Source organism: Pseudarthrobacter sp. R1 (genome assembly GCF_024494415.1).
Classification (GTDB): Bacteria; Actinomycetota; Actinomycetes; order Actinomycetales; family Micrococcaceae; genus Arthrobacter.
Genome location: NZ_JAMKFI010000008.1, coordinates 818,196 through 845,059, shown reverse-complemented (window position 1 = coordinate 845,059; position 26,864 = coordinate 818,196). Strand labels below are relative to the sequence as shown.

General features: G+C 64.5%; 24 protein-coding genes and 1 tRNA gene. 6 read left to right on the top strand and 19 right to left on the bottom strand.

Going from position 1 to position 26,864, the window contains the following annotated elements; all coding sequences use genetic code 11:
• Positions 1 to 58 precede the first annotated feature (58 nt).
• The 8 genes from atpA to M8J71_RS14695 all read right to left on the bottom strand — a co-directional run bounded on the left by atpA (position 59) and on the right by M8J71_RS14695 (position 6,412).
• Entirely contained in the window at positions 59 to 1,696 is a 1,638-nt protein-coding gene (gene atpA / locus M8J71_RS14730; protein WP_163162911.1) for a F0F1 ATP synthase subunit alpha, read from the bottom strand.
• Positions 1,697 to 1,778: 82 nt separating this feature from the next.
• On the bottom strand, positions 1,779 to 2,606 hold the full coding sequence (locus M8J71_RS14725; RefSeq protein ID WP_256248585.1) for a F0F1 ATP synthase subunit delta: 828 nt from the start codon (positions 2,604 to 2,606) through the stop codon (positions 1,779 to 1,781).
• Complete coding sequence (locus M8J71_RS14720) at positions 2,606 to 3,157, bottom strand: F0F1 ATP synthase subunit B (protein WP_256248584.1); 552 nt, start codon at positions 3,155 to 3,157, stop codon at positions 2,606 to 2,608. The genes M8J71_RS14725 and M8J71_RS14720 overlap by 1 nt, the downstream gene beginning before the upstream one ends.
• 52 nt (positions 3,158 to 3,209) lie before the next feature.
• On the bottom strand, positions 3,210 to 3,413 hold the full coding sequence (atpE, locus tag M8J71_RS14715; RefSeq protein WP_009356484.1) for an ATP synthase F0 subunit C: 204 nt from the start codon (positions 3,411 to 3,413) through the stop codon (positions 3,210 to 3,212).
• 80 nt (positions 3,414 to 3,493) lie between these two features.
• Positions 3,494 to 4,294 (bottom strand): F0F1 ATP synthase subunit A, encoded by an 801-nt coding sequence (atpB, locus tag M8J71_RS14710; RefSeq protein ID WP_256248583.1) that lies wholly within the window; start codon positions 4,292 to 4,294, stop codon positions 3,494 to 3,496.
• A gap of 81 nt (positions 4,295 to 4,375) precedes the next feature.
• A complete protein-coding gene (locus tag M8J71_RS14705; RefSeq protein WP_256248582.1) occupies positions 4,376 to 4,714 on the bottom strand; it encodes an AtpZ/AtpI family protein in 339 nt (112 codons plus the stop codon).
• On the bottom strand, positions 4,707 to 5,189 hold the full coding sequence (locus M8J71_RS14700) for a hypothetical protein (RefSeq protein WP_256248581.1): 483 nt from the start codon (positions 5,187 to 5,189) through the stop codon (positions 4,707 to 4,709). Before M8J71_RS14700 ends, M8J71_RS14705 begins: the two co-directional genes overlap by 8 nt.
• 110 nt (positions 5,190 to 5,299) lie before the next feature.
• Positions 5,300 to 6,412: an MraY family glycosyltransferase gene (locus M8J71_RS14695; RefSeq protein WP_256248580.1), complete on the bottom strand. Its 1,113-nt coding sequence runs from the start codon at positions 6,410 to 6,412 to the stop codon at positions 5,300 to 5,302.
• Between the two features lie 286 nt (positions 6,413 to 6,698).
• Here M8J71_RS14695 and M8J71_RS14690 point away from each other — a divergent pair, with 286 nt between their 5' ends.
• Positions 6,699 to 7,595, top strand: a complete 897-nt coding sequence (locus tag M8J71_RS14690) for a glycosyltransferase (RefSeq protein WP_256248579.1) — start codon at positions 6,699 to 6,701, stop codon at positions 7,593 to 7,595.
• Between the two features lie 40 nt (positions 7,596 to 7,635).
• Here M8J71_RS14690 and M8J71_RS14685 read toward each other — a convergent pair whose 3' ends face one another.
• The 10 genes from M8J71_RS14685 to argS form a co-directional block, all read right to left on the bottom strand.
• On the bottom strand, positions 7,636 to 8,409 hold the full coding sequence (locus tag M8J71_RS14685) for a WecB/TagA/CpsF family glycosyltransferase (RefSeq protein ID WP_256249002.1): 774 nt from the start codon (positions 8,407 to 8,409) through the stop codon (positions 7,636 to 7,638).
• A complete protein-coding gene (locus M8J71_RS14680) occupies positions 8,409 to 9,284 on the bottom strand; it encodes an L-threonylcarbamoyladenylate synthase (protein WP_256248578.1) in 876 nt (291 codons plus the stop codon). Before M8J71_RS14680 ends, M8J71_RS14685 begins: the two co-directional genes overlap by 1 nt.
• On the bottom strand, positions 9,281 to 10,168 hold the full coding sequence (gene prmC / locus M8J71_RS14675; RefSeq protein WP_256248577.1) for a peptide chain release factor N(5)-glutamine methyltransferase: 888 nt from the start codon (positions 10,166 to 10,168) through the stop codon (positions 9,281 to 9,283). The genes M8J71_RS14680 and prmC overlap by 4 nt, the downstream gene beginning before the upstream one ends.
• A 21-nt stretch (positions 10,169 to 10,189) precedes the next feature.
• Positions 10,190 to 11,263 carry a peptide chain release factor 1 gene (gene prfA, locus M8J71_RS14670; RefSeq protein ID WP_256248576.1) on the bottom strand — a complete coding sequence of 358 codons (1,074 nt, stop codon included), beginning with the start codon at positions 11,261 to 11,263 and terminating at the stop codon, positions 10,190 to 10,192.
• Between the two features lie 232 nt (positions 11,264 to 11,495).
• The gene (gene rho / locus M8J71_RS14665; RefSeq protein WP_256248575.1) at positions 11,496 to 13,661 is read right to left on the bottom strand and encodes a transcription termination factor Rho; all 2,166 of its coding nucleotides are present in this window, start codon (positions 13,659 to 13,661) and stop codon (positions 11,496 to 11,498) included.
• A 296-nt stretch (positions 13,662 to 13,957) separates the two neighbouring features.
• Positions 13,958 to 14,932 carry a homoserine kinase gene (thrB, locus tag M8J71_RS14660; RefSeq protein WP_256248574.1) on the bottom strand — a complete coding sequence of 325 codons (975 nt, stop codon included), beginning with the start codon at positions 14,930 to 14,932 and terminating at the stop codon, positions 13,958 to 13,960.
• Between the two features lie 2 nt (positions 14,933 to 14,934).
• Positions 14,935 to 16,041 carry a threonine synthase gene (gene thrC / locus M8J71_RS14655; RefSeq protein ID WP_256248573.1) on the bottom strand — a complete coding sequence of 369 codons (1,107 nt, stop codon included), beginning with the start codon at positions 16,039 to 16,041 and terminating at the stop codon, positions 14,935 to 14,937.
• Positions 16,042 to 17,382 carry a homoserine dehydrogenase gene (locus tag M8J71_RS14650; protein WP_256248571.1) on the bottom strand — a complete coding sequence of 447 codons (1,341 nt, stop codon included), beginning with the start codon at positions 17,380 to 17,382 and terminating at the stop codon, positions 16,042 to 16,044.
• Positions 17,383 to 18,858 (bottom strand): diaminopimelate decarboxylase, encoded by a 1,476-nt coding sequence (gene lysA, locus M8J71_RS14645; RefSeq protein ID WP_256248570.1) that lies wholly within the window; start codon positions 18,856 to 18,858, stop codon positions 17,383 to 17,385. It lies immediately after the preceding gene.
• A gap of 5 nt (positions 18,859 to 18,863) precedes the next feature.
• Positions 18,864 to 20,528 (bottom strand): arginine--tRNA ligase, encoded by a 1,665-nt coding sequence (gene argS / locus M8J71_RS14640; RefSeq protein WP_256248569.1) that lies wholly within the window; start codon positions 20,526 to 20,528, stop codon positions 18,864 to 18,866.
• A 173-nt stretch (positions 20,529 to 20,701) separates the two neighbouring features.
• Here argS and M8J71_RS14635 point away from each other — a divergent pair, with 173 nt between their 5' ends.
• The 4 genes from M8J71_RS14635 (at position 20,702) to M8J71_RS14620 (ending at position 23,784) form a co-directional block, all read left to right on the top strand.
• Positions 20,702 to 21,178, top strand: a complete 477-nt coding sequence (locus M8J71_RS14635) for an FMN-binding protein (RefSeq protein ID WP_256248568.1) — start codon at positions 20,702 to 20,704, stop codon at positions 21,176 to 21,178.
• 3 nt (positions 21,179 to 21,181) lie between these two features.
• Complete coding sequence (locus M8J71_RS14630) at positions 21,182 to 22,054, top strand: FAD:protein FMN transferase (RefSeq protein WP_256248567.1); 873 nt, start codon at positions 21,182 to 21,184, stop codon at positions 22,052 to 22,054.
• On the top strand, positions 22,051 to 23,595 hold the full coding sequence (locus M8J71_RS14625; RefSeq protein WP_256248566.1) for a ferredoxin--NADP reductase: 1,545 nt from the start codon (positions 22,051 to 22,053) through the stop codon (positions 23,593 to 23,595). Before M8J71_RS14630 ends, M8J71_RS14625 begins: the two co-directional genes overlap by 4 nt.
• A 113-nt stretch (positions 23,596 to 23,708) precedes the next feature.
• Positions 23,709 to 23,784, top strand: a tRNA-Arg gene (locus tag M8J71_RS14620).
• Between the two features lie 184 nt (positions 23,785 to 23,968).
• On the opposite strand, the gene M8J71_RS14615 is transcribed toward M8J71_RS14620, so the two are convergent.
• On the bottom strand, positions 23,969 to 25,651 hold the full coding sequence (locus M8J71_RS14615) for an HNH endonuclease signature motif containing protein (RefSeq protein ID WP_256248564.1): 1,683 nt from the start codon (positions 25,649 to 25,651) through the stop codon (positions 23,969 to 23,971).
• Positions 25,652 to 25,769: 118 nt separating this feature from the next.
• Here M8J71_RS14615 and M8J71_RS14610 point away from each other — a divergent pair, with 118 nt between their 5' ends.
• Positions 25,770 to 26,822: a M4 family metallopeptidase gene (locus tag M8J71_RS14610; RefSeq protein ID WP_256248563.1), complete on the top strand. Its 1,053-nt coding sequence runs from the start codon at positions 25,770 to 25,772 to the stop codon at positions 26,820 to 26,822.
• Positions 26,823 to 26,864: the final 42 nt, after the last annotated feature.

Below are 26,864 nucleotides of genomic sequence, written 5' to 3'. Positions count from 1 at the left end.
ACATTCCGTAGACCGGGTGTGCCGGACCCTGTGGGCCCGGCACACCCGGTCAGTGGAATTAGCGCTTCTGCTTGACGATTTTTTCCTGGTCGACGTCGCCCTCGGAGATAGCGCTGTGCTCCTCGTGGCCGGCGCCTACCAAGTGGTTGTCACCCTCACCGAAGAAGCCCTTTTTGAAGTCCACAATGGCGGACTTCAGCGCTGCTGCGGTGTCATCGTCCAGCACGTTGGTCTGCGCCAGCGTGGTGAGGATCGAGGACTTGTGCGTGAGGTGCTCCAGGAACTCCGACTCGAAGCGGCTGATGTCCTCAACCGGCACATCGTCGAGGTAGCCGTTGGTGCCTGCCCAGATGGACACAACCTGGTTCTCCACCGGGAACGGGGAGTACTGGCCCTGCTTGAGCAGTTCCATCAGGCGTGCGCCGCGGGTCAGCTGCTGGCGTGAAGCGGCGTCCAGGTCCGAGGCGAACATGGCGAATGCCTGCATGTCGCGGTACTGGGCGAGGTCCAGCTTCAAGGTACCGGAGACCTTCTTCATGGACTTCACCTGCGCGGCGCCGCCTACGCGGGACACCGACACACCAACGTCAACAGCAGGACGCTGGTTGGCGTTGAAGAGGTCCGACTGGAGGAAGATCTGGCCATCGGTGATGGAGATCACGTTGGTCGGGATGTAGGCCGAAACGTCGTTGGCCTTGGTCTCGATCAGCGGCAGGCCGGTCATGGAACCCGCACCCAGCTCGTCGGAGAGCTTTGCACAACGCTCCAGCAGGCGGGAGTGCAAGTAGAACACGTCGCCCGGGTAGGCTTCGCGTCCCGGCGGACGGCGGAGCAGCAGCGACACTGCACGGTAGGCCTCAGCCTGCTTGGACAGGTCATCAAACACGATGAGGACGTGCTTGCCGCCGTACATCCAGTGCTGGCCGATGGCCGAACCGGCGTACGGTGCCAGGTACTTGAAGCCTGCGGGGTCGGAAGCGGGAGACGCCACGATGGTGGTGTACTCCAGTGCGCCGTTGTCCTCGAGGGTCTGGCGGATGGCGGCAATGGTTGACGCCTTCTGGCCGATCGCCACGTAGATGCAGCGGACCTGCTTGGTCACATCGCCCGAAGCCCAGTTGGCCTTCTGGTTGATGATGGTGTCGATTGCGATAGCGGACTTGCCGGTCTGGCGGTCGCCAATGATGAGCTGGCGCTGGCCGCGGCCGATCGGGATCATGGCGTCGATGGCCTTGAGACCGGTCTGCATCGGCTCGTGCACCGACTTGCGCTGGGTCACGCCGGGAGCCTGGAGCTCCAGTGCGCGGGTGGTCTCGGCCTTGATTTCGCCGAGGTCGTCAATGGGCACGCCCAGCGGGTCAACAACGCGGCCGAGGAAGGCGTCGCCCACGGGCACGGACAGAACCTGTCCGGTGCGGTGGACTTCCTGGCCCTCTTCGATGCCGGTGAAGTCGCCGAGGATGATGACGCCGATTTCACGGACGTCGAGGTTCTGGGCCAGGCCCAGGGTGCCGTCCTCGAAACGCAGCAGCTCGTTCGCCATGACCGAGGGAAGGCCCTCAACACGGGCGATGCCGTCACTAGCGGTGGTTACGCGGCCGACCTCTACGCGTTCTGCGTTTCCGGGTTCGTAGGACGCCGCGAACTCGTTCAGCGCATTACGGACGTCGTCGGCGTTGATGGTCAATTCGGCCATCTGCAGTCCCTGCTCTCCTGTTTTGTGATCACCGTTGTTCACGATGACCGGGGTTTCTATCAGTTTTGTTGTGCTTGTCCGGCTAGCCGGCCAGCTGGCGCTGAAGCTCGCCCAAGCGGGTGATGACCGAAGCGTCGAGCACTTCGTCACCAATCTGGACGCGGATGCCGCCAATGAGTGCCGGGTCAACATTGACGTTGACCTTCAGTTCCCGCCCGTACATTGCATTCAGGCCCGCCTGGAGGCGTGCAAGCTGCGTCGTTGTCAGGGGACGGGTCACGCTGACCGTCGCAATCCAGCGCTGCTGCCGCTTGGCCGCCAGTTCGGCGAACCGTTCCACCAGCCGGGTGGGCTTGATGCCGCGGGGCTGGGTGACCGCCTGCGTGATAAGGACCTTTGCTTCCTCGCTCACGCCGGGCACCAGCTTCTCGGCCAGGGTTGCCTTGGCTGCAGCGCTGGCCTGCGGTTCAGACAGAGCACGTTGTACCTCGTGGTTGGAGGCAACGGCCTGGTTGAAGGAGAACAGATCGTTCTCCAGCTCCTCCAGGCCAGAGATTCCGGAGGCAGAAACGGCCGACTTGTTTTCAGCAACGGAAATGACCACCGTTGCGGCAAGAGTCTCGAGTGCATCGCCGATATCCCGTGCGGTTGCCCAGCGTGAGCTGGCCAGTCCGCCCGCGATGTCTGCAGCATCAGCGGAGACTTTTCCGCCAACCAGCTGCCTGACCAGCGCCGACTTTTCGTCACCGTTGCGGGACGGGTCAGTCAGGGCGCGGCGCAAGCCAGCCGAGCTGTCCACCATTCCCAGAATTCCGAAGAGTTCCTTTGCCAGCTGCAGTGACGCCGTCGGAAGCTTGGCTTCCAGCTCGGCCAGCCCTGTTGCCAGCGATTCGCTCGATACGCCTGCCATTACTTAGCTGCACCTGCGTTCTGGGTCTCCAGATCTGCCAGGAAGCGGTCCACTACCCGTGCTGCACGCTCGTCGTCGTTCAGTGATTCCCCGACGATGCGGCCGGCAAGGGTGGTGGCCAGGGTGCCGACCTCTGAACGCAGGGACACAACGGCCGCCTGACGCTCGGATTCGATCTGGGCATGGGCCTGGGCCGTGATGCGGGCAGACTCTGCAGCTGCCTTTTCCTTGAGATCCGCGAGGATCTGGGCACCTTCGGCGCGGGCTTCCTCACGGATGCGGTTGGCTTCGGCGCGGGCATCGGTCAGCTGCTGCTTGTACTCTTCGAGTGCAGCAGACGCCTCAGCCTGGGCCTTTTCAGCCTTTGCAATGCCGCCTTCGATAGCCTCGGCACGCTCGGCGAAGGTCTTTTCGAACATCGGGACAACGAACTTGACCACGATGAACATGAGGGTGGCAAAGCCCACGAGGACAACGCCCATTTCCCAAACATTGGGAACCAGGGGGTTGACGTCGCCCTCAGTGGCGGCTGAGATGATCAGCTGATTCATATTTCACCCGTCCTTTTCTACTCGGTTCTGTAAATTCGCTTCGCTCTAAGGACTAGAGAACGAAGGCGAAGACCAGGCCGAGGATGGCGAGGGCTTCGGTCAGCGCAAGGCCGAGGAATGCGATCGGCTGCAGGACACGCTGTGCTTCCGGCTGGCGGGCTACGCCGTTGATGTAGGCAGCGAATACGAGACCAACACCGATACCACCGCCGATTGCGGACAGACCGTAACCTACGAGGTTGAGATTGCCTTCCATTTTTCTTCCTTTCAAGATGCCACCCATGTGGCAGGTTGTTTGGGTTGCTATCATCCCCGCGAGGGGAAGTTTAGGGGTGCCTAGTGGCTGTCGGCGTGAATTGCGCCTTCAATGTAGATCGCTGTCAGCAGGGTAAAGACGTAGGCCTGCAGGACCATGATCAGGGCTTCAAGCATGTACATGGCGATGGCACCGGCCAGGACCAGGACGGAGGTTCCCTTGAGCAGGACGTTCTCCTGCATGATGAGGAACTCGATGCCATAGCCGGCGATCATCACGATGAGGTGTCCTGCGAGCATGGTCGCGAACAGACGGAGGCTGTGCGTGACGGGCCGGACCAGGAAGTTGGAGATGATCTCGATCGGGATAACGATCGGAAGGATGAACCAGGGAACACCGGAGGGCACAGTGGCCAGCTTGAAGTAACGGAGTCCGTTCTTCTTCACGCCGATGGCAATCCAGGTGAAGTAGACAATGGCCGCCAGTACATACGCGCCGCCGACGTGCGAGAACGAGGGGAGCTGGAAGAACGGGATGGCACCGTAAATGTTGTTCACCAGGATAAAGAAGAACAGGCTGAACAACAGCGGGACGTACTTAATGAAGTCCCTGCCGCCGATGATGTCCTTGGCGATTCCGTTGCGGACGAAGCCGTAGGCGGCTTCACCGGCAAACTGGAGCTTGCCGGGTACCAGCTGCCCCTTGCGTGCGGCGAGCACGAAGAAGACGGCGATAAAGACGACAGAGAGGAGGACCAGCAGCATTTGCTTGGTGAATCCCTCTGCGGCACCCCACGGCAGGACTGCCGGCAAATGCATATCGTTAATACCAGGAGGAGTGAACTCTCCTGAATCTTGGGCCGGGAGCGCAAGCGCGATCAACGCGTTTCCTCTCTGCAGTGTCCATCATTGGGCGTTGGGCGGGGACCGGCAGCCTGAAGGCCTGCTGTTCCCCCTGTGAAATTATTTGGCATTAGTGTCGCCGTCCTGGGACGGCCCGCTGGCAGCATGGCGCTCCCCAGCATTTTTTCGAGAACTGGTAAGGCCATGCATGTGGGAAAGGTAGAAACCTCCGACGGCTCCAAGCAGAGCGCCTGCGAGCACAATCCAGCGCGTTCCCCACACGTAATCCAGTCCCCACCCTATCAAACTCCAGACGATGATTCCGCCAATGATGTAGCTGAATACGGCCATGCCGGCGTTGTATCCGCCGCTGGTTCCGTCGCCTGATACACCGGGGGCAGAGCGGGAGGATCGGCCCGTGCCGTTGGTGCCGTCGCTTGGCTTGTCTGGATCACGCATCACGGGTTTCCTTGGTTTCTGGATCGTTGTAGATCTGGAGGCGGGCTTTGCTGAAACCGTAAATTTCAGCGGCCTGCCAGAGGACGACGGCGGTGACTGCGCCGGCGACGAACCAGCGGCCTTGCAGCCACTGCGGAGCATCGATGACGAACAGGACCACGGCGAACCCCACCACCTTCACGAAGTAGGTGGCCACGAACATGCCAATAGCTCCCGAGGGATTGCTGCGTCCCACGAAATGGCCCACCAGCAGGCTGATCCCGAAGAACAGCATCACCAGGAGTCCGCCCGCGGAACTTGAAAGGGCACCCCTCGCTCCATCCACCAGCGCTGCAGGAACTGCGCACAGCGCCAGTCCGGCCGCAGCGGCCGCAGAACTTCGCTTGAGGAGGTTCAGCCACAGGGACGGCGTGGGGCCGGATGCGCCAACGTTTCCGTTGCCGGACGCAGGTCCGGACTCGGCGTTGGAGGTCATTCGATCCCAATCGTCGGCACCAAGAGGCAGTTAGCCAGGAGGCAGGGTTGGAGGGGCAGCTTTGGCTGCCCCTAAATTCTACATGAGATAGAAATATTTCTGCACAGGGGTTACGCCCGGGTTTCCTCGCCCCGCCGGGAAAGATACGGCCAGGCGGTGATGAGGCCCATCACCAGCGTGGCGAAGATGTCCACGGACAGCACGATCTGCCAGGGGAAGATCGCGAATGCCAGTCCCCCGAAGGACAGAATGCCGGTCCAGAGGTACATCAGGATGACGGCGGTGCGGTGTGAGTAGCCGATGTCCAGCAGCTTGTGGTGCAGGTGGCCCCGGTCTGCGGACCAGGGCGAACGGCCCCGGGCCGTGCGCCGGACCACAGCCAAGCCAAGGTCAAGCAGCGGCAGGAAGAGGACGGCGAACGGAAGCAGGATGGGTATCACCGTGGAGATACCGTTGGCCCGGTCGTAGAGGCCCGAGGTGATCTGGCCTGTGGACACCACGCCGGCTGAGGCCATAAGCAGGCCGATCAGCATTGCCCCGGAGTCACCCATAAAGATCTTGGACGGAAACCAGTTGTGGGGCAGGAAGCCCAGGCAACTGCCCACCAGGACAGCGGTAATCAAGGTGGCGAGATCCGAGTAGTCCAGCAGCACCGCGTTGCGGTGGACCCAATACGCCGTGAAGAAGAAGGCAGTACCGCCGATGACCGCCACTCCGGCCGCCAGCCCGTCCAGGCCATCAATGAAGTTAAAGGCGTTCATGGTGGTGACGATGAGGCCGGCGGTCAGCACTACCCGGAGGGTCTCGTTTTCCAGGTTGATGGGCTCAGGTACCCACGGGACAATGGTCATCTGGACTCCCCAGATGGCCACTGTGAGGCCCGCGGCGCTTTGGCCAATCAGCTTCACCCACCAGCGGATGTCCAGCAGGTCATCCGCAACGCCCACCAGGACGATGACGGCCGCACCGGCGAGCACGCCCCAGGGCGAGAAGTTGTTCCGGTAGATGTCCTTAACAAAAAAGGACTGGCTGGCCAAAATGAGCGCCACCAGGATTCCAAGGAAGATGGCCACGCCCCCCAGCCGGGACACGGGAATGGAATGCATGTCCCGGCTGCGGATGGGCAGGTGCAGCTCGAGCCGGTGGCCGACGATCCGGGCACCCCAGGTGGCAAAATAGGACACCACCGCAGCGGTCAGCCCCATCAGCAGGTACATGATCATGGGGCGATGGCCGTTTCAAAGGTGTTGCTGAAGCCGGACAACCTTGTTGCTCGATGGTCCGTGGTCGATGGGCTCACTGGCCGGGAATCTGTTCTTCGATAAATGAAACTTCTCCGTCGCCGAGCGCGCAGCAGGCAGTGCGTTTTTCCTTGTACGCGGTGCCTTACAGGGCTGTATTACAGTGGACTCTAGTCAAAGATACTAGCGCCAACAGCATCATGGCTTCGCGCCACACTGGCGCATCGCGAGCGGGGAAATCCCTGTCAGCCATGCTGAAAGGACCCCCATGACCCCCCGCATAGCAGTTGCCGCCGTGACGTTCGACCGGCCGAAAGAACTTGCTGTCCTGCTGGATTCGATCAACAACCAGACGGCAGCGGTGGACACGATCTGCCTGGTGGACAGCGGCAAAACCCCGGCACTGGACGTGGCCGGGAAGCACCCGAACGTTGACTACGTCCGTTCCGAAGCAAACCTCGGCGGCGCGGGCGGCTTCTCCCTGGCTGCGCTCAAGGCGGTTGCCAGCGGCGCCAAATGGATCTGGATGATGGACGACGACGCCGAGCCGGCCGATCCCGAATGCCTCGCCACGCTGCTCCGGGAGGCTGAGGCGCGCGACCTGGAGGCGGTGGTCCCCTTGGTGACAGCGCCCGGCCAGCCGGACCGGCTTTCCTTCTTCTTCCGCCTGGACGGCAAGGTCACGCACAGCCGTGCCGAGGTGGAGAAGATCGGCTTCCTTCCGAACGACGGACACTTCTTTAACGGCGCCCTGATCCGTTCTGACGTCTTCTTCAAAGTGGGCATGCCGGACATGCGCCTGTTCATCCGCGGCGACGAGGTGGATTTCACCATCCGACTCCGCAAGGCGGGCATCCGCTTCGGCACGGTGACCACAACCGCAATCACGCATCCGCACGCATTTTCCGAGACACAGCACGTGTTCGGAGCCCGCTGGCACGTCATTGTTCCGGAGTCCGCCTTCAAGCGGTACTACTACTACCGGAACCGCGGCTACCTGATCCGCCGCTATTTCCGCGTCCGGTCCTTTGTGGCCGACGTCGGCGGCTACGTGGGCTATTTCGCCCAGCGTAGGGACCTTCCTGGATTCCTGGGCTGGGCCAGGTCCTTTACCACCGGCCTCCGCGGCAAAGGCTTCGCGCCACTGGAGGACCAGAAGTTCTAGGCTGCAGCCCGCTGTTCCGGCACTACCAATTTCGGCGGTTCTACTTCCGGCGCTTGAGCATCTGCCGCTTCAACCCGCGGCCTGCCAGGAGCCACAGCAGGACCCAAGGCTCGCCGAGCACCCGGTAGGCAACGCGGCGTGGATGAAGCAGCAGGCGCCACGCCCACTCAAGTCCCATTCGGCCCAGCCAACGCGGTGCGAGCTTCTGAAAGCCGGCCAACTGTTCGATGGCTCCACCCACCGCGCAGTAGATGGCCGGCGGCATGTCGCCAAGGCGCCGCTCCAGGACCTTTTCCTGCAGGGGCATGCCCAGCCCAAGGAGAACCAGCTGCGGCTGCTGCAGGTGAAGCCATGCCACTGCCTTGTCTTCGAGCTCCCCATTCCAGCCCTCGCCGGGGAAGCCTGAGACATGGGCCCCAGGAACGATGGATTGGAGTTTCCGGACGGCTCCGGCGTTCGCCTCGGCCCCGGCACCCAGCACGGCGATCCGCTCAAGTCCCTGCACCTGGTCCAGGGCGGGCAGCCAGTCAGTGGAGCCCAGCCGGTAGTCCATCACCGGGCCTTCGGCCTTGCCGGTCCTCCCCCACAACCAGAGCACGGGAGCGCCGTCCAGCAAGACTACGTCGCTCCGCTGGTATAACTTGCTGAAGCCCTCATCCGAGAGGGTCAGCGTGACGCTGTGCAGGTTGTGGCCCAAGATCGTCCGCGTTGACCCCTCCTGAAGGAATCGGCTGAGTTCCTCCACGAGTTCAGGAACCCGCAGCGGCGTGGCATCAACCTCCAGGACGGGAATCCGCTGCCGGTCCAGCGTCATCAAGGCCGGGAGTCCCGGTCTGGTGCCGGGGCGGCGGTGACTTCAGCTGCTCCCGGGGCTTCGGGCTCTACCACCGATGAACCCGAGGGTGTCTCTGCCACCGGCACTGCTTCAACCGGTGTCTCCGCCACCGGTGCTGCTTCCAGCGGCGCTGCGTCAACCGGTGCATCTGCCACCGGCGCTGCCTCCACCGGTTCCTCTTCCGCCATCGGAATCTCGCCGAGTCCCAGGACACCCGGCACATGTTCGCGGAGCTGGTCGAGGCTCACTGCGCCGTTACGGACAACGCGCAGGCGGGGTCCGGTGGCGTCAACAATGGTGGAAGGTACGGCTGCCTCACCTTCGAGCGGCCGGAAGCCACCCTCCAGGTAGACCTCCACGGAGTCCGCCAGCTGCTCGCGGGCGGCCGCTGCTGTCTGTCCAGGAGCATGGCCGGTGCGGTTGGCGGATGAAACAGCCAGCGGCCCGGTGAGTGTGAGCAGTTCCTGGGCGATTTCGTCGTCGGGCATCCGCAGCGCCACAGTGCCCTTGGTCTCCCCAAGGTCCCAGTCCAGGGACGGCTGGGCGTGCAGGATGAGGGTCAGGCCGCCCGGCCAGAACGCCTCGGCAAGCTTTCGTGCGTCGGCAGACACGTCGGTGGCGAGCCCGTCGAGGGCGTTCACGCGTGGAATCAGCACGGGCGGCGGCATGGTGCGGCTGCGTCCCTTTGACACCAGGAGCATGGTGACGGCCTGCGGCGAGAAGGCGTCGGCGGCGATGCCGTAGACAGTGTCCGTGGGAAAGACCACGCACTTCTTTTCGCTGATGGCCCGTTGCGCGTGTTCAAGTCCCTGGGCGCGCTCGTCGTCGCTGGTGCAGTTATAGGTTGTGGTCACTGGCTTATTCTTTCATTCCCTGGGTCCGGATCCGCGAGCAGGGCGCTGGTGGCGCGCTCCTTGCCGTTGAGGTCCAGATGCGTCCTGATAGTGGTCCAGTTCCCGGTCCTGGCCAGCATGGCCGAGATCCAGCCTGCCTGGACTTCTGCATGTTCCATCACGAAGTAGCCGCCGGGCCGCAGCAGGCGGGCAGCCGAGGCCGCTGCCGCCGTCGGAAGTTCCATGCCGTCCGCTCCTCCGCCGTACAGCGCTTCGGGGGGATCATGCAGGGCGACTTCGGGCTCGTTGGGAACGGCCTCGGCCGGGATGTACGGCGGGTTGGAAACCACGACGTCGAGGGTTCCGTTGAGTTCCGGCAGCGCGTCGCGCAGGTCCCCGAGGACGAGATGGACGCCCAGCGGGGCCAGGTTTTTTGCCGCCCAGGCGTGCGCGAATGGGCTGAACTCGACCGCGTGCACCTCGGCGCCTGGCACTTCGTGGGCAATGGAGCCCGCGATGGCGCCTGAACCGGTCCCGAGGTCGACGATCCGCGGGTGCGGCATGTCCTTGACGTGGTCGATCACCAGCTGCGCCACGGATTCGGTCTCGGGGCGGGGCACGAAAACGCCCGGGCCCACGGCCAGCTCCAGGTACCGGAAATGCGCCACGCCGGTGATGTGCTGCAGCGGAATCCGGCTGGCCCGCTCTGCGACCAGGGCCTCATAGCCCTCCGGGGCAGGAGCGTTCCCCAGCATCATGGCCCGCAGGCGGCCCAACCCGACGTTCAGCAGGTGGTCGGCGAGCAGCTCGGCGTCCACCCGCGGACTGGGTACGCCGGCGTCACGCAGTATATCCGTTGCCGCGCTGACGGCATCCGCAAGCGACTGGCCTGGCCCGAGTGTCATACGCTGTATTCCCGGAACAGGTTAGTCGCCGATGGCGTCCAGGCGGGCCTGTTCGTCCATCTCGATTGCGGACTGGATAACCGGCTCAAGGTCACCGTTCATTACCTGGTCCAGGTTGTATGCCTTGTAGCCGGTGCGGTGGTCCGCGATCCGGTTTTCGGGGTAGTTGTAGGTGCGGATGCGCTCCGAACGGTCCATGGTGCGGATCTGCGACTTCCGCTGGGCGGAGTTTTCGGCGTCGATCTGCTCCTGCTGGTGCGCGAGGATGCGTGCCCGGAGCACCCGCATGCCCGCTTCACGGTTCTGCAGCTGGGATTTCTCGTTCTGCATGGCCACCACGATGCCGGTGGGAAGGTGGGTGATGCGCACGGCAGAGTCAGTGGTATTCACGGACTGGCCGCCGGGACCGGACGAACGGTAAACGTCGATCTTGAGGTCGTTCTGGTTGATCTCAAGCTCTTCAGGCTCGTCCACTTCGGGCAGGACCAGCACGCCGGCAGCAGACGTATGGATGCGGCCCTGCGACTCGGTCACGGGAACGCGCTGCACGCGGTGCACGCCGCCTTCAAACTTCAGCCTGGCGTAAACGCCCTCGGCCGGGTCATTCGAGCTGCCCTTCACCGCGACCTGGACGTCCTTGTAGCCGCCAAGGTCCGATTCGGTGGCCGAAATGATTTCAGTCTTCCAGCCGCGTGATTCCGCGTACCGGGTGTACATCCGCAGCAGGTCACCGGCAAAGAGCGCAGCCTCGTCGCCACCTTCGCCGCCCTTGACCTCAAGGATCACGTTGCGCGCGTCGTCAGGGTCGCGGGGAATGAGCAGCCGGCGCAGCTTCGCAGCAGCAACCTCAAGCGAAGCCTCCAGCTCAGGGACCTCAGCCGCAAACTCAGGATCCTCCGACGCCATCTCCTGGGCAGCAGCAAGGTCATCACGGATGGCTTCCCACTTGTGATAAGCCTCGACGATGCCGTTGAGCTGAGCCGAACGCCGCCCAAGCTTCCGGGCAAGCCGCTGATCAGCATAAACAGCAGGATCCCCCAGCTGCGCCTGGATAGCATCATGCTCATCAAGCAGGCCCTGTACGGACTCAAACATTTTTCAAAACCTTTCGTTCTGTGCCCAGTTTAAAACTGGCACAAGAAGCGGCGCGCCACGGTGAGGGAGCCACGTACTGCCGCGCGGATGTTCCGCCCCGGGAGTGGCATCGGGCCTGTCGGAGCGTTGCAGCTGACGTACGCAGTACGTCAGCTGCAACGCGAAGGGGCGGGGGCGGAACATCCGCGCGGCACCCACCGCACGAACGCACCGGCGCCCGCCCCGAACTCAGCTACTTGTCGTTATCCGACTTCGCACCAAGCGTCGTCTTCTGAACCTGCATCAGGAACTCAACGTTGCTCTGGGTTTCCCGGATCTTGTTGGTCAGGAGTTCAAGGCTCTGCTGGGTCTCGAGTCCGGAGAGGACGCGGCGCAGCTTCCACATGATCTTGACTTCCTCCGGCGAGAGCAGGTTCTCCTCGCGGCGGGTGCCGGACGCGTTGACGTCCACGGCCGGGAAGATGCGCTTGTCTGCCAGCTGGCGGGACAGGCGGAGCTCCATGTTGCCGGTACCCTTGAACTCCTCGAAGATGACTTCGTCCATCTTGGATCCGGTCTCCACGAGGGCGGTGGCCAGGATGGTGAGCGAGCCGCCGTTTTCAATGTTGCGGGCTGCACCAAAGAAGCGCTTGGGCGGGTACAGTGCTGCGGAATCCACACCACCGGACAGGATGCGGCCTGAGGCCGGCGCTGCCAGGTTGTAGGCGCGGCCCAGGCGGGTCATGGAGTCCAGCAGGACCACCACGTCCATGCCCATTTCCACGAGGCGCTTGGCGCGTTCAATGGAGAGCTCGGCCACGGTGGTGTGGTCGTCGGCGGGACGGTCGAAGGTGGAGGCGATGACCTCACCCTTGACCGTGCGCTGCATGTCCGTCACTTCTTCGGGGCGTTCGTCAACCAGCACCATCATGAGGTGGACCTCAGGGTTGTTGGTGGTGATCGCGTTGGCGATGGACTGCAGGATGAGCGTCTTGCCGGCCTTCGGCGGGGAGACGATCAGGCCGCGCTGGCCCTTGCCGATCGGGGCAACCAGGTCGATGACGCGGGGGCCGATCTTCTTGGGGTCGGTCTCGAGGCGCAGGCGCTCCGACGGGTACAGCGGCACCAGCTTGGCGAACTCAACACGGTCCTTGAGTTCCTCGGACGTCTTGCCGTTGACGGAGGTGACGCGGACCAGGGCGTTGAACTTCTGGCGGGCCGACTGCTGGCTGCGGTCTTCGCCGTCACGCGGAGCGCGGATGGCGCCAACCACTGCGTCGCCCTTGCGCAGGTTGTACTTCTTGACCTGGGCGAGGGAGACGTAAACGTCATTCGGGCCCGGGAGGTAGCCGGAAGTACGGATGAACGCGTAGTTCTCCAGGACGTCCAGGATGCCGGCAACCGGCAGCAGGACGTCGTCCTCGGTGACCTCAACGTCGTCGACGTCCGGTCCCTGGGCGCGTCCCCGACGGCGGTCGTTGCGGTCGCGGAAGCGGTCGTTGCGTGAGCTGCTGTCACGGTCCTGGCCGCCGGAGCGGTCATTACGGTCATTGCGGTCGCGGCGGTTGCGCCGGTTGCGGCGGCTGCCGCCATCGGTGTCGTCGCTGTCGCGGTTGTCATCGCGGCGGGCACCTTCACGCTGGCCGGCCTCGCGGCTGCCTGCGTTGTCCCGGCCGCTGTCGGCGTTCTCGCGTGCTGCGTTGTCACGGCCGCGGGTGCGTGCGCCTTCGCGGCGGTCGGTGCGCTGCCCGGCTTCGCCGGCTTCAGCTTCCGTCCGCTCGGTGCGTTCTGCCGTGCGGGGCTCTGCGGCTGCCTGCGCTCCGGCGCGCTGTTCGCCGTCGGCCTGTTCTGCCGGGGCCTCCACACTTTCGGCGCCCTGCGGCGCGGTTGCGGCTGCTTCGCCGCGGCGGCGGTTACGGGTGCGCGGCTGGCGACGATCGGCTGCGCCTTCGGCTTCGGGGACCTCGACGGCGGCCGGAGCCTCAACCGGAACGGCGGTGCTGGTTTCCGCAGCAACCGGCTCGGCGGCTGCGGGTGCTACCACTCCGTCGCTGACGGCACGGCGGCTGCGGCCACGGCCACGGGCCCGCGTTCCTTCTGCGGGAGCTTCGGTTGCCTCAGCAGCCGGAGCGGACACTGCCGGAACAATTGCCGGCGCGGACACGTTCTCGACGGCTTTTTCAGCGGCCTTGGCCGGAGCCTTGGTCATGGGTGTACCGGCGCGGTGGGCGGAGATGGCTGAAACCAGGTCCCCCTTGCGCATCCGGGAACCGCCCGAAATGCCGAGCTGGCTGGCAAGAGCCTGCAGCTGGGCGAGCTTGAGGCCGGCAAGGCCGCTGCTCTTGGCGGGTGCGGCCGGTGATTCGGCAGCAGAAGATGATAGTTCCACAGCTGGCGACAGCTCAGTGGTTTCGGTCACGAAGGATCCTTCCCCCTCGACGGCGTCCAGACTGGGAGCTGGACGCGATGATTTGATCTGGGCTGCAGTTCAGATCTGCAGCCGGATTGTTCGGCCTTGCCGGTTGGATATCGGCCAGCAGGGCCGGATACTAATGCACCTTGCGCTCCGCAATGGTGGAACGCCGGACTGACGCTTCAGGGGCAGTTTGAGTGCTGCAGATTCCTGCGACAGACCAAGCAGGTGGCACCGGAATACATTGCGCAGTAAGAGACCAAGCGGCAACTAAGTGCAATAGCAGATCAGATAGGCGTCAATTACCGCCGGTGCAACTCCACCTTAGCACCTTCAACGTCCACTGCCAGCTTCAGAACACGCCACCCAATGTCCGGCGTGTTTGCTGCAGTGAACTCCTCGATGAAACCAACGACGGCGGCTGCTTGAGCCTGTCCGTCTGCCAGTACCAGCACGGTGGGCCCGGCGCCGGACACCACTGCTGCATGCCCGGCCGCACGAAGCGCTGAAATCAGTGCAGCGCTTGGACGCATGGCCTCTGCGCGGTAGCTCTGGTGGAGGTAGTCCTCGGTGCCGGCCAGCAGGAATTGGGGCTTGCTGGTCAATGCATGGATCAGGAGGGCTGCCCGTCCGGCATTCATGGCAGCGGCGTGGTGCCCCACCGAGGCCGGCAGCAACGCTCGCGCAGCTTCCGTCGACAGCTCGAAATCGGGAACGGCCACCACCGGAACCACCGTTTCGGACACTGTCGCGCTGGTGCTGCTGTACTGGTCACTGTCCTGCCAGGAGAGCGCCAGACCGCCGAAAATGGCCGGTGCCACGTTGTCCGGGTGCCCTTCCAGCTCGCTGGTGAGCTGAAGGATCCAGTCCTTCCCGCGGCGGCTTGCCTCAGGCACCAGCGCGTTCGCTGCGGAAACGGCAGCCACCACGGCCGCTGCGGCCGGGCCCAGCCCCCGTCCGTGGGGATTGACGTTGTCCGCCGTCACCTTCAGACCGCCATGCCGGAAGCCCAGCCGTTCGAAGGCCGCTTCCATGGCGCGGACGACCAGGTGGCTGGCGTCCCGCGGAAGGGTGTCTGCGCCTTCGCCGCGGAGATCGAACACGAGCTCCTCGGATTCAAGGCTCTCCACCGTCAGCGTGTCATGCAGCGCCAGGGCCAGGCCCAGGCTGTCGTAACCGGGACCAAGGTTGGCTGTGGTGCCGGGAACCCGGACGGTGACCCGTTGTCCGGGCTCGATAAGCTGCAGTCCGACGGCGGTCTGCGAGGTGGTGTCCAAGGTTATTTTTCTTCCAGTCCCAGTTCAGCAGCAACGGTAACCACGTCATTGGACACCTTGACCGGCTGCACGTCGCTGCCGTCCTCGGTACGCAGGGCCCACTGGGGGTCCTTGAGGCCGTGGCCGGTGACGGTGATGACGATCGTCTTCCCGGAAGGAACCTCGCCCGCGGCATGCTTCTTCAGCAGCCCAGCCACACCGGCGGCGGAACCGGGTTCAACGAAGACGCCTTCGCGGGAGGACAGCCAGCGGTGGGCGTTGAGGATTTCCTCGTCGGTTACGGCGTCGATGAGCCCGCCGGATTCGTCGCGGGCGCCAATGGCGCCGTCCCAGGATGCAGGGTTGCCGATCCGGATGGCCGTGGCGATGGTGTCAGGCTCGGTGATGGGGTGGCCCGCGACGAAGGGTGCTGCCCCTGCTGCCTGGAAGCCCCACATGGCAGGCGTTTTGGTGGACACAGCGGGAAGCGTGCCGGCCGTTTCGGACTCGAACGGAGCGGAGTACTCCTTGTAGCCCTTCCAGTAGGCAGTGATGTTTCCGGCGTTGCCAACCGGCAGGACATGGATGTCCGGAGCGTCGCCCAGTGCGTCAACGATCTCGAACGCACCGGTCTTCTGCCCCTGGATACGGGCAGGGTTGACGGAGTTGACCAGGAAGACCGGGTAGGACTCCCCCAGCTTCCGGGCGATATCGAGGCAGTTGTCGAAGTTGCCGTCCACCTGGAGCAGGGTTGCACCGTGGGCGATGGCCTGGCTGAGCTTGCCCATGGAGATCTTGCCCTCTGGCACCAGGACGGCACACTTCAGGCCTGCGGCCGTGGCGTAGGCAGCGGCAGAAGCGGAGGTGTTGCCGGTGGAGGCGCAGACAACGGCCTGGGCTCCGGCAGCAACGGCGGCCGTCATGGCCATGGTCATGCCGCGGTCCTTGAACGAGCCGGTGGGGTTCATGCCCTCCACCTTGAGGTACACCTTGGAGCCGGTGAGCTCCGAGAGCTTCTGCGCGTGCACCAGCGGGGTGCCGCCCTCGCCCAGGGTGATCACCCTGGTGGATTCCGTCACGGGCAGACGGTCAGCGTATTCGCGGATAACGCCGCGCCATTGGTGAGCCACTTAGACTCCTTCTACCCGCAGAACGGATGTAACTGAATTGATGACGTCCAGGCCCTTCACGGCCTCGACGGTGGCTGCAAGGGCAGCCTCTGACGCGCGGTGGGTGACGATCCGCAGTTCGGCGGACTCCACGTTGGACTCAGCGTCGCGGTGGATGGTCTGCCGCATGATTTCGATGGAGACGCCGTGCTCGGCAAAGAGCTGGGCGATCCTGGCCAGGACGCCGGGCTGGTCAGCGACGTCCAGCCCGATGTAGTAACTGGTGACGGCAGCGTCGATCGGCAGCGCCGGAACGTGTCCGGTGGTGGTTTCCGTTCGGCCGGGGCCGCCGAGGACCAGGCTGCGCGCGGCGGAGACCAGATCACCCAGGACGGCCGAGGCGGTGGGGGTACCGCCGGCTCCCTGGCCGTAGAACATCAGTTCGCCGGCATTCTCGGCTTCAATGAATACGGCGTTGAAGGCGCCGTGAACGGCAGCCAGCGGGTGCTCGCGGGGGAGCAGGGTCGGGTGCACGCGGACGGAGACGCCGTCGCCGCCGTCCGCTTCCGTGCCTGTGTCCGTGCCTGCGGCGGGAAGCTTTTCCGCAATGGCCAGCAGCTTGATGACAAAGCCGGCGTCCTTGGCGGCGGCAATGTCCGCCGCGGTGACGGAGCTGATCCCCTCGCAGTGGACGTTCTCCAGGGCGAACCGGGTGTGGAACGACAACGAGGCGAGTATGGCAGCCTTTGCGGCAGCATCGTGGCCTTCGACGTCGGCAGTGGGGTCCGCCTCCGCGTAACCGAGCCGCTGTGCTTCGGCGAGGGCGTCGGCAAACTGGGCGCCCGTGGTGTCCATCTGGTCAAGGATGAAATTGGTGGTGCCGTTGACGATGCCCAGGACGCGGGTGATTCGGTCACCGGCGAGGCTGGCGCGGATGGGCCGCAGGATGGGGATGGCTCCGGCGACGGCGGCCTCATAGGAGAGCTGCACGCCCGCCTTGTCAGCCTCTTCATGAAGGATAGGGCCGTCCTGTGCAAGGAGCGCCTTGTTCCCCGTGACAACGCAGGCACCATTGCGAAGGGCGGACAGGATCAGTGTGCGGGCAGGTTCAATGCCGCCCATCAGCTCGATCACGAGGTCCGCGTCCTTGACGAGGGTGTCGGCGTCGGTGGTGAAAAGTTCCTGCGGAAGGTCCACATCGCGCTTCGTGTGGACGTTGCGCACGGCGATGCCGCTCAGCTCCAGCTTCGCGCCCGTCCGTGCGGCAAGGGTGTCGGCGTCCTCAATGAGAATCCGCGCAACCTGGGCCCCAACGTTGCCACAGCCCAGCAGGGCCACTTTCAGGGTTCGCAATTCAGTCATTCAGACTCCCATGTCGCGGTTCAGCAGATCTTCTTCGGTTTCCCCGCGGACAATCAGCCGGGCAGATCCGTCGCGCACCGCGACAACGCCCGGCCGGGCCAGATAGTTGTAGTTGCTTGACAGGGCCCAGCAGTAGGCGCCGGTCCCCGGTACAGCAAGCAGATCACCGGCTGCCACGTCCTCGGGCAGATATACATCTCTAACAACTATGTCGCCGCTCTCGCAATGTTTGCCCACCACGCGGGACAGCTGTGGTGCGGCGGCAGACGTCCGGGAAGCTACCACAGCAGAATAATCCGCGTCGTAGAGCACCGGGCGGGCGTTGTCGCTCATGCCGCCGTCCACCGACACATAGCGCCGCGGATACGTAACGTTGTCACCGGCGTCACCAGCTTCGGCCGAGGCCGGCGCGTCGACACGAACGGTCTTGAGCGTCCCCACCTCGTACAGCGTGAAGGTGGTGCTGCCAACGAGGGCGCGCCCCGGCTCAATCGAGATGCGGGGCGAGTCGATGCCGAGTTTTGCGCAGGTGGAGCGCACGACGGCGGCCATCGCCTGGGCGATCTCGGCCGGCGGGCGCGGGGTGTCCACCGGGGTGTAGGCAATGCCGTAGCCCCCGCCCAGGTCCAGCTCCGGAAGGACGATGGAGTATTTGCGCTGCATGGCGTCAAGGAAGGTCAGGAGCTTTTCCGCGGCCAGCGCGAAGCCGTCCGGTTCGAAGATCTGCGAGCCAATGTGGCAGTGCAGCCCGAGCAGTTCGATGCTGTGGTAGGCCGTGGCAGCGGCAACTGCCTCTTCAGCAGCTGAAAGTCCTGCTTCTTCCGTGGTGTCCCCGGCCATGGAGAGCCCGAACTTCTGGTCCTCGTGCGCAGTGGCGATGAATTCGTGGGTGTGCGCGTGGACGCCCGGCGTCAGCCGGAGCATGACCTTTGCGGTTTCGCCACGTCCGGAGGCAATCTTGGCAACGCGGTCCAGCTCGTCGAGGCTGTCCACCACGATGCGGCCCACCTGCATGTCGAGGGCACGGCGGATCTCGGCGTCCGATTTGTTGTTGCCGTGCAGGCCCAGGTTGGCGCCGGCAATGCCCGCCCGGGCAGCTACGGCGAGTTCCCCGCCGGAGCAGGTGTCGAGCCGGAGGCCTTCCTCAGCCACCCAGGTTGCCACTGCCGTGCAGAGGAAGGACTTACCGGCGTAGTAGACGTCCACTCCCCCGCAGATGTCCGCGAACGCGTCGTCGAAGGCGTCTTTGAACCCCCGCGCGCGGGTGCGGAAGTCCGCCTCGCTCATCACGAACAGGGGCGTGCCGAATTGTTCCTTCAGCTCGGCTGCCGGGATGCCGTCGATGGCGAGCTGGCCCGCGCTGGTCCGGGAAACGTCCTCTGCCCACATGGAAGGGGTCAGCGCGTTCAGGTCCTCCGGAACGGCGAGCCATTCGGGGGCGAGCGGCGAGGCAGCGCTTTTGTGCGAATCGTTCATGCTGATCACATCCGTTCCGGTGCGGAAACGCCGAGCAGGTCAAGGCCGTTGGCCAGCACCTGGCTCGTGGCGTCGTTGAGCCAGAGGCGGGTGCGGTTGACGTCGGTCACCGCCTCGTCGCCCATGGGGGCGATGCGGCAGGCGTCGTACCAGCGGTGGTAGGCGCCGGCAATGGTTTCGAGGTGCCGTGCCACCCGGTGCGGTTCCCGCAGTTCCGCGGCCTTCGCGACGATCGACGGGTAGCTGCCCAGGTACGAGAGAAGTTCGTTTTCCGTGGCGTGGTCCAGGAGCGAGGCGTCGAAACTGTCTTTGCCGTCCACGCGGCGCTCCACGCCGGCGTCGACGGCATTGCGGGCCGCACCGCGGGACCGGGCGTGGGCGTACTGCACGTAGAACACCGGGTTCTCGTTGCTGTGCTTCTTCAGCAGCTCCGGGTCCAGGGTCAGGGGGGAATCTGCCGGGAACCGGGCCAGGGAGTAGCGGACTGCATCCTTGCCGAGCCAGTCGATCAGGTCCTTCAGCTCAATGATGTTGCCTGCGCGCTTGGACAGCTTGGCGCCGTTCACAGATACCAGCTGGCCGATCAGCACCTCGATGTTCACCTCGGGGTCATCCCCGGCGCAGGCGGCGATGGCCTTGAGCCGGTTGATGTAGCCGTGGTGGTCCGCGCCGAGCAGGTAGATCTTCTCGGTGAAGCCGCGGTCCTTCTTTGAGAGGTAGTAGGCGGCATCCGCTGCGAAGTAGGTGGGCTCGCCGTTGGCGCGGATCATCACCCGGTCCTTGTCGTCGCCAAAGTCGGTGGTCCGCAGCCAGACGGCACCGCCGTCGTCGAACACGTGGCCCTGCTCGCGAAGGCGGGCAACGGCACTCTCAATCGCGCCGGCGTCGTGCAGTTCCTGTTCTGAGAAGAACACGTCGAACTCGACACCAAAGTCCGCGAGGGTGGCCTTGATGTCCTTCATCTGCGCCTTGTAGGCGGCTGCGCGAATGACCGGGAGGGCAGCAACTTCTGTCAGTTCGCGGATGTCAGGGTGCTCGGTGAGGACTTCGTGGCCCAGGTCTGCGATGTACTGCCCCGGGTAGCCGCCGTCAGGGACCGGCAGGCCGTGCAGCCGGGAGTACACCGAGTTGGCGAAGACATTCATCTGCGAGCCGGCGTCGTTGATGTAGTACTCAGCGGTGACGTCGGCGCCGGAGGCGCGCAGCACGCGGGCGATCGAGTCGCCCAGGGCGGCCCACCGGGTATGCCCAATGTGAAGGGGTCCGGTGGGGTTGGCCGAGACGAATTCCATGTTGACGATATGGCCGGCGAGCGCGTTGTTGGTTCCGTACTGCTGTCCGGCTTCGACGATCACCTTGGCCAGGGCGCCGGCCGTTGCTGCGTCCACGGTGATGTTCAGGAATCCGGGCCCCGCGATGTCCACGGCGGAGACGCCGTCGATCGACTTCAGCCGCGCGCTCAGCACGGTGGCGAATTCCCGGGGGTTGGTGCCGGCCTGTTTGGCAAGCTGCAGGGCGATGTTGGTGGCCCAGTCACCGTGGTCCCGGTTCTTGGGCCGCTCCACGCGTACCTCGTCTGGCACTGCTGATGACGAAAGGGCAATCTCACCGGCGTCGACGGCGTCTTTCAGGCAGGCGGATATGGCGAGGGAGAGTTCTTCGGGAGTCACCCCTCTAGCCTACCGGGGGCCAGTGACAGCAAAAGAATTGGGACTTTTTCCGCCGCCACAGCTGTTCCACAGGCAATCCACAAGGCAGCTACAAATTGAACCAATACGCTGGGTTCATCGTTGACACCACCGTAAGCACCGTCCCAAACACTTAACCGAATGAGAGCCTTCCCATGAGACCGTCAGTCCGCAAGAGTGTTTTCGCCGGAATCGCCGGCCTTTCCCTCGCCGGAACGGTGGCCGGTTGCGCGCCGTCCGCCACTGAGAGCACGCCCGCAGCCCCCGCCGGCAACGCATCGGAAACTTCCCCCGCCGCGCCGTCAGCAGGAGCCTCGTCCCTGGCCACCAGCGGCTCCACGTACAAAGACGGCACGTACAGCGCCGACGGAAACTACGTCTCCCCGAACGGCACCGAGACCGTTGGGGTTGAACTTACCCTCGCAGGGGGCACGGTCACGGCTGTCGACATCACCCAGCATCCCTCGAATCCCAACACCCGCAAGTTCCAGGGTGAGTTTGCCGGCGGGATCGCCGATCAGGTGGTGGGCAAGAGCATCGACGAACTCAACGTCTCGAAGGTCGCCGGTTCCTCGCTGACCAGCGGTGGATTCAACCAGGCCGTGGAGCAGATTAAGTCGGAGGCGCAGTAGACGGTGCCGCGCGCGGACTGGGAGGACTTTGCGTTCGAGGGAATCGGCACGCATTGGGAAATTTCCACGCCACTTCCGCTGGGGGTGCCCATGCGGAAACGGCTCCTGAGCCGGGTGGAGAAGTTCGACGCCGACTGGTCCCGTTTCCGAGCCGATTCTCGCGTCAGCATCATGGCACGGGAGCCCGGGCGGTATGGGTTTCCGGAGGAGGCCGAGAGGCTTGGCCCGCTGTACAGGACGCTTTACGGACTGACCGACGGGGCCATGACCCCGCTGATCGGCGCCTCCCTTGAGCGGCTGGGGTACGACGCCGGATACTCCCTCACGCCCTCAGGCTCCCCGTTGCCGGCACCCCGCTGGAACGGGGTCCTTGAGTGGGCGGGAACCACCATCACCACCACTTCGCCTGTGCTCCTGGATATCGGGGCGGCAGGCAAGGGCCTGCTGGTGGATCTGCTGGCCGATGAACTGGGCGCTGAAGGGATTGATTCCTTCGTCATTGACGGCAGCGGGGACCTGCTTGCAAGGGGCCCCCGATCCACCCAGGTGGCTTTGGAGCATCCTTACAATCCGGCCCAGGCAATCGGAATCGTTCCCCTCGCGGGACGGGCGCTGTGTGCCTCGGCGTCCAACCGCCGGGCCTGGGGGGACGGCCTGCATCATGTGCTGGACGGAACAACCGGGCAGCCGGTGAGGACTGCCGTCGCCACCTGGGCCCTCGCAGACAGCGCCATGCTGGCCGACGCCCTGGCCACTGCGCTTTTCTTTGCCCCGGGCGCCCGGTTGGAGCAAGAGTTCAATTTCTCCTGGCTGACCGTATTCTCCGACGGGAGCGCGGCCCACTCCGCGGAGTTTGAAGGGAGACTGTTCACATGAGCCCTGTGGAAACACCGAAAGCCAGGCCCGCCCCCTCCGTGGCTGCACGGCTGGATACCATGCTTGGCCGGTTCACCATGTACCGGCTCATCCTCCTGGTCCTTGCAGGCCTGGCCGCTTACAGTCTCTTGCTCGATGCCCTGGGCTGGCTGACATTTGGCATTCCCGAAATGCTGGCGCACCTGGTGCTGTGCCTTGGCCTGACCTATGCCTCCAACAGGGCGTTGGCAGCAATTTTCCACGTGCGGCCCCACTCAGAGTCCTCGCTCATCACCGGCCTGCTGTTGTACTTCCTGTTCTGGCCTTCCTTCGCACCGATGGATCTCGCCGGCGTGGCGTTGGCCTGCGTCCTGGCGTCCGCATCAAAGTATGCGCTCGCGTGGCGCGGCCGCCACGTCTCCAACCCCGCCGCTGCGGGCGCCTTCGTGGTGGGGATCACCGGGCTCAACATTGCCACGTGGTGGGCAGCCACCCCTGCCATGCTGTGGCTGCTGGTGCCCGGCGTTCTCCTGGTCCTGTACCGCACGCGCAAGTTCCAGATGGCCTCGGTCTTCCTCATCGTGGCCTGCGCCATCATCACGGCGGAACTCCTGCAGTCGGGCATGTCCGTTGGGATGGCGTTGTGGCAGTCACTGGCGCAGCGGCCGTTGCTGTTCTTTGTGGGGTTCATGCTCACCGAGCCGCTGACACTGCCCCCGCGCAGGTGGCAGCAACTGGCACTCGCGGCTGTGGTCGGCGTGGTGTTTGCGGCCCCCTACAACTTCGGTTTCCTCGCGAATTCTCCTGAGGCCGCGCTGCTGCTGGGCAATCTTCTCGCGTTTATGGTGGGCCAGCGGGGCGGCGTGAAGCTGAAATTCAACGGAACCAGGCCGCTGACACCCAGCACCACGGAGTTTTCCTTCGAGCCCTCCCGGCCTGTCCGCTTTGTGCCGGGACAATTCATGGAGCTGGACCTTCCGCATGCGAAATCGGACGGAAAAGGACGACGCCGGGTGTTCAGTTTGACGGGCTCCCCGGCTGACCGCCTGGTTAAGTTCGGCGTGCGGACTGCCGAGCCTGTGTCCGCGGCCAAGAAGGTCCTTCTTTCGCTGAAGCCTGGCGATGAACTGACAGCCACTGCCGTTGGAGGGGACTTCATCCTCCCCCGCGACCCCCGCAAGCCGGTCCTGCTGATCGCTGCCGGAATTGGCATCACGCCTTTCCTTTCACATATCTCCTCCGGCGGCTTACGGGATCGCGACGCGGTGCTCCTGCTGCTGGCCAGAAGTGCCGACGAGATTGCCTATGCGGAAGAACTGCAGGATGCCGGCGTTCGTGTGGTGGCCCGGATTGCCGACGGTTCCCAGCCGCCCTCGCATATAAGTGCTTTCCCGGCCGATGCTGCCAGGGTGGACGGTGAAGCTCTCACTGCGGTCATTCCCGACATCGCCGAGCGCGAGGTTTTCATCTCGGGCTCACCCGCGAGTGTCGCTTCGCTGCGCAGCGCGGCAAAGGAAGCCGGGGCCAGGCGGGTTCACGTGGACTCGTTTTCCGGCTACTGATTTGGGCGTTGACTACCCTTCAGGTGAGTGTTGGAGTGGCGATTTTCCCTTGCGGGCCACCTTACTGCTAAGCTCTAGGACGTCCCGCCAGCAACGGCAGGATTCCCCGGATTGCCCTCGTAGCTCAGGGGATAGAGCGTCTGCCTCCGGAGCAGAAGGTCGTAGGTTCGAATCCTATCGAGGGCACCATCACCAGAAGCACCCCGGTCCACTGACCGGGGTGCTTTTCTTTGCCCGGGCAGATTCCTGTCCAGCGCTGCCGTTCCGGGTAAACATGGCCGGTTCATTCCGAAGGCTGGCTACATCAATAGAAGTGCGGACGCCGCCACCAGGCGGTGCCATCAGTGAGGGCCAATGCATCACCCACCCTTCATCACCTCAGGGCAGCACTCGCCTCGCAGGCCATCGCCCACCAGACCTCTTCAGGGAGCGGGTCCTTCGGCAGCCTGTGACCAGGAAGGAACCAGTCAGCAAAGGTGTCTTCTGGCAGATCCTCGTGCCAAAACAGGCTCTCAGGAGGCAGGTCATCGGGTGGAGGCCAGACTTGGGAGAGTACGACGGGCGGGGGCCTGTCGCCAGAAAGATCATCCGGCACCTCAAGCTTCGCCGGCACGACAGACTCCGGCCAGTGGGGTGGTTCCCAGTCCTGGTGTTCGCTTTTGTAGTGCCGGCCCGTGGGTGAGATCCAGCCGGGTGGTTCGGTTGTGGTGGCTGGTGTTGGTTTCCAGCCGCCGGTGTGTCGGAGTTTGTGGTGTTTGGGGCAGGGTTGGCCGAGGTTTGATATGCCGGTGGTGCCGCCTTTGTGCCAGACGAGGATGTGGTCTGCTTCGTTGTCCAGGGAGTTGTTGCTGCAGCCAGGGAACGGGCATTTGCCGTCCCGCAGCCGCAGCCAGTTCCGCATGGCCTTGGTCAGCCGGTAGCTGGTGCGGCCGATCTCCAGTGGCGCCCCGTCCCGCGGATCCACCAGGACCCGGTAAAACGAGCCTGCCCCGTCAGCGACGAGGTTCCGGGCCATCGAAGCCGGGATCGGGCCGGACCCGTCCAGCACCGCCGGTTCATCGGTCAGGCCCAGCAGGGAAAACACGGGCACGGTGACCAGCACCTGCGCCCGAATCGAGGATCCCTGCCCGGGACTGGTTCCGTCCCCGCCGGCGTCACCAGTACTGCCGGGGCCGCGGTTGCTGCTGTTTCCGCTGTTGAGGAGAGCGGAAGAATAAGTGTCGGCCCGGAGCTGGGTGAGGGTGCGGGGTTCGTCCGGTCCCTGCATCCCCCGGGAGATGGCGGTGAGCCGGTCCCAGATCGCGGATGCCTGGCCCGCGGGCAGGCACGCTGCGATCCAGCCCATCCCGTCATTGTCCGGCCAGAACTCGACCCGCCGGTCCGCCACACTCTTGGCGTGCCGCTTCTCCAGGCTCTCCGGGTGGTGGCGTTCCCGCCAGGCCCTGGCCTTGGCCTTGAACCGGTACGCCGGCATCTCCCCGGTCCTGGCGGCTGCGGCCGGTCTCGGCGTGCCCGGGTCCAGGACCGGGTCCAGGAAGTGCGCCTCCAACGCCGCCGCCCCGGCAGGGTCAAGGCTCGCCGTTTGGTCCACCGTGGCCCGGGCGTGCGCCCAGGACATCGTCCCGGCCTGCAGTGCCGCCAAGGTCCGGGGCAGGAACGTGGTCAGGGCATGGGAATCGGCGAGCAAGGCACCGGCGGCCCGATCACCAATCGCCAACACACACCCCACCTCAGCCACCAGGCTCCGCTCCTGCGCCGTCACCTCATACGGCGACCGCACAGGAGCGTTCAGGGCTTTCGTGGCTTCCGCGAACACCGCCACCGCCTGCGCCTTCATGGCCGCCAGCTTCGCTTCCGACCGCGCCACCGCGGCCAGAACATCCAAAGCCCCATCAGCAACCCGCTGCAACGGATCATCATCAAACCCCGCGGCAGCATCAGATCCGCCAGTGGCACCGGAAACAGCGGTATCGCCGCTCGCGAGCACAGCAGCAAACGCAGCAACAGCAGCCTCTACGGCCGCCTCCGCCTTCACCACTGCCGCGTTCGTTTCCATAGACCTATCCTCTGTCGAGGGTCTGACATTGTTCGTTTCACCCAAGGACGACGTGCGCCTGCGCCGCTTTGTCAGTGCCCCCTCGTAGTCTGTATTCACCAAGTTGAGGGGGTACGCCATGCACGTTCCGTTCTGTTCCATCATTCCGCCCTACCTGTTGAGGCGGCTGGCCAGGCAGGACGCTCCGGAGTTTTCTGCGGCAGCAAGGGCCGCCAAAGAAGCCTTGGGACACGTCCGCTCGGTCCATGCGGCCCGCACGCAGGCAGCCCCCGATGTCCCGGCGGGAGTGCGCCAGGCCAAGCCAGGACCGTCAAACCGCTCGGTTTTCGACGCCGGCGGTTCAGAAGTCCTTCCGGGCAAACTCGTGCGAAAGGAGGGCGAGTCCGCCACGGGGGATCCTGCAACGGATGAGGCCTATGACGGGCTGGGCCACACGCATCGCCTCTACGCCGACGTCTTCGGCAGGAACTCGATCGACGGCCGCGGGCTGCCCTTGAACGCCACGGTGCACTTCGGCAAACTCTACGACAACGCGTTCTGGGACGGGACGCAGATGGTCTTTGGCGACGGCGACGGGGAGGTCTTCGAGCGGTTCACCAGGTCCATCAGCGTCATCGGGCATGAGCTTGCCCACGGGGTTACCCAGTACTCGGCCGCGCTGGTGTACCGGAACCAGGCCGGAGCCATCAACGAGTCGATGTCGGATGTTTTCGGTGCCCTCGTGGAGCAGTACGTCAAGAACCAATCAGCGGCAGAGGCCAGCTGGCTCATAGGCGAGGGCCTGTTCACGCCTCAGGTGGAGGGGCGCGCCCTGCGCTCCATGAAAGCCCCGGGAACCGCGTACGACGACGACGTGCTGGGCAAGGATCCCCAGCCGGATTCCATGGACTCTTACGTGAGAACCAGCGCCGACAACGGCGGTGTCCACATCAACTCAGGAATCCCCAACCGCGCTTTCTACCTGGTGGCGGAAAAGCTGGGCGGGAACGCCTGGGACTCCCCCGGGCGCATTTGGTACGAGACACTCACCGGAGGGGATTTGCCCACCGGCGCAACCTTCACCGTATTCGCCCGCGCCACGGCGGCTACGGCCGCGGAGCTTTTTGGTTCTGACTCAAAAGAGCATGACGCCGTGCGGAACGCGTGGGAAACTGTGAAGGTCAAGCTTTAACGGGTCGCCTGGCTGCCGTACTTTGGGTCACCAGGCTCGAAC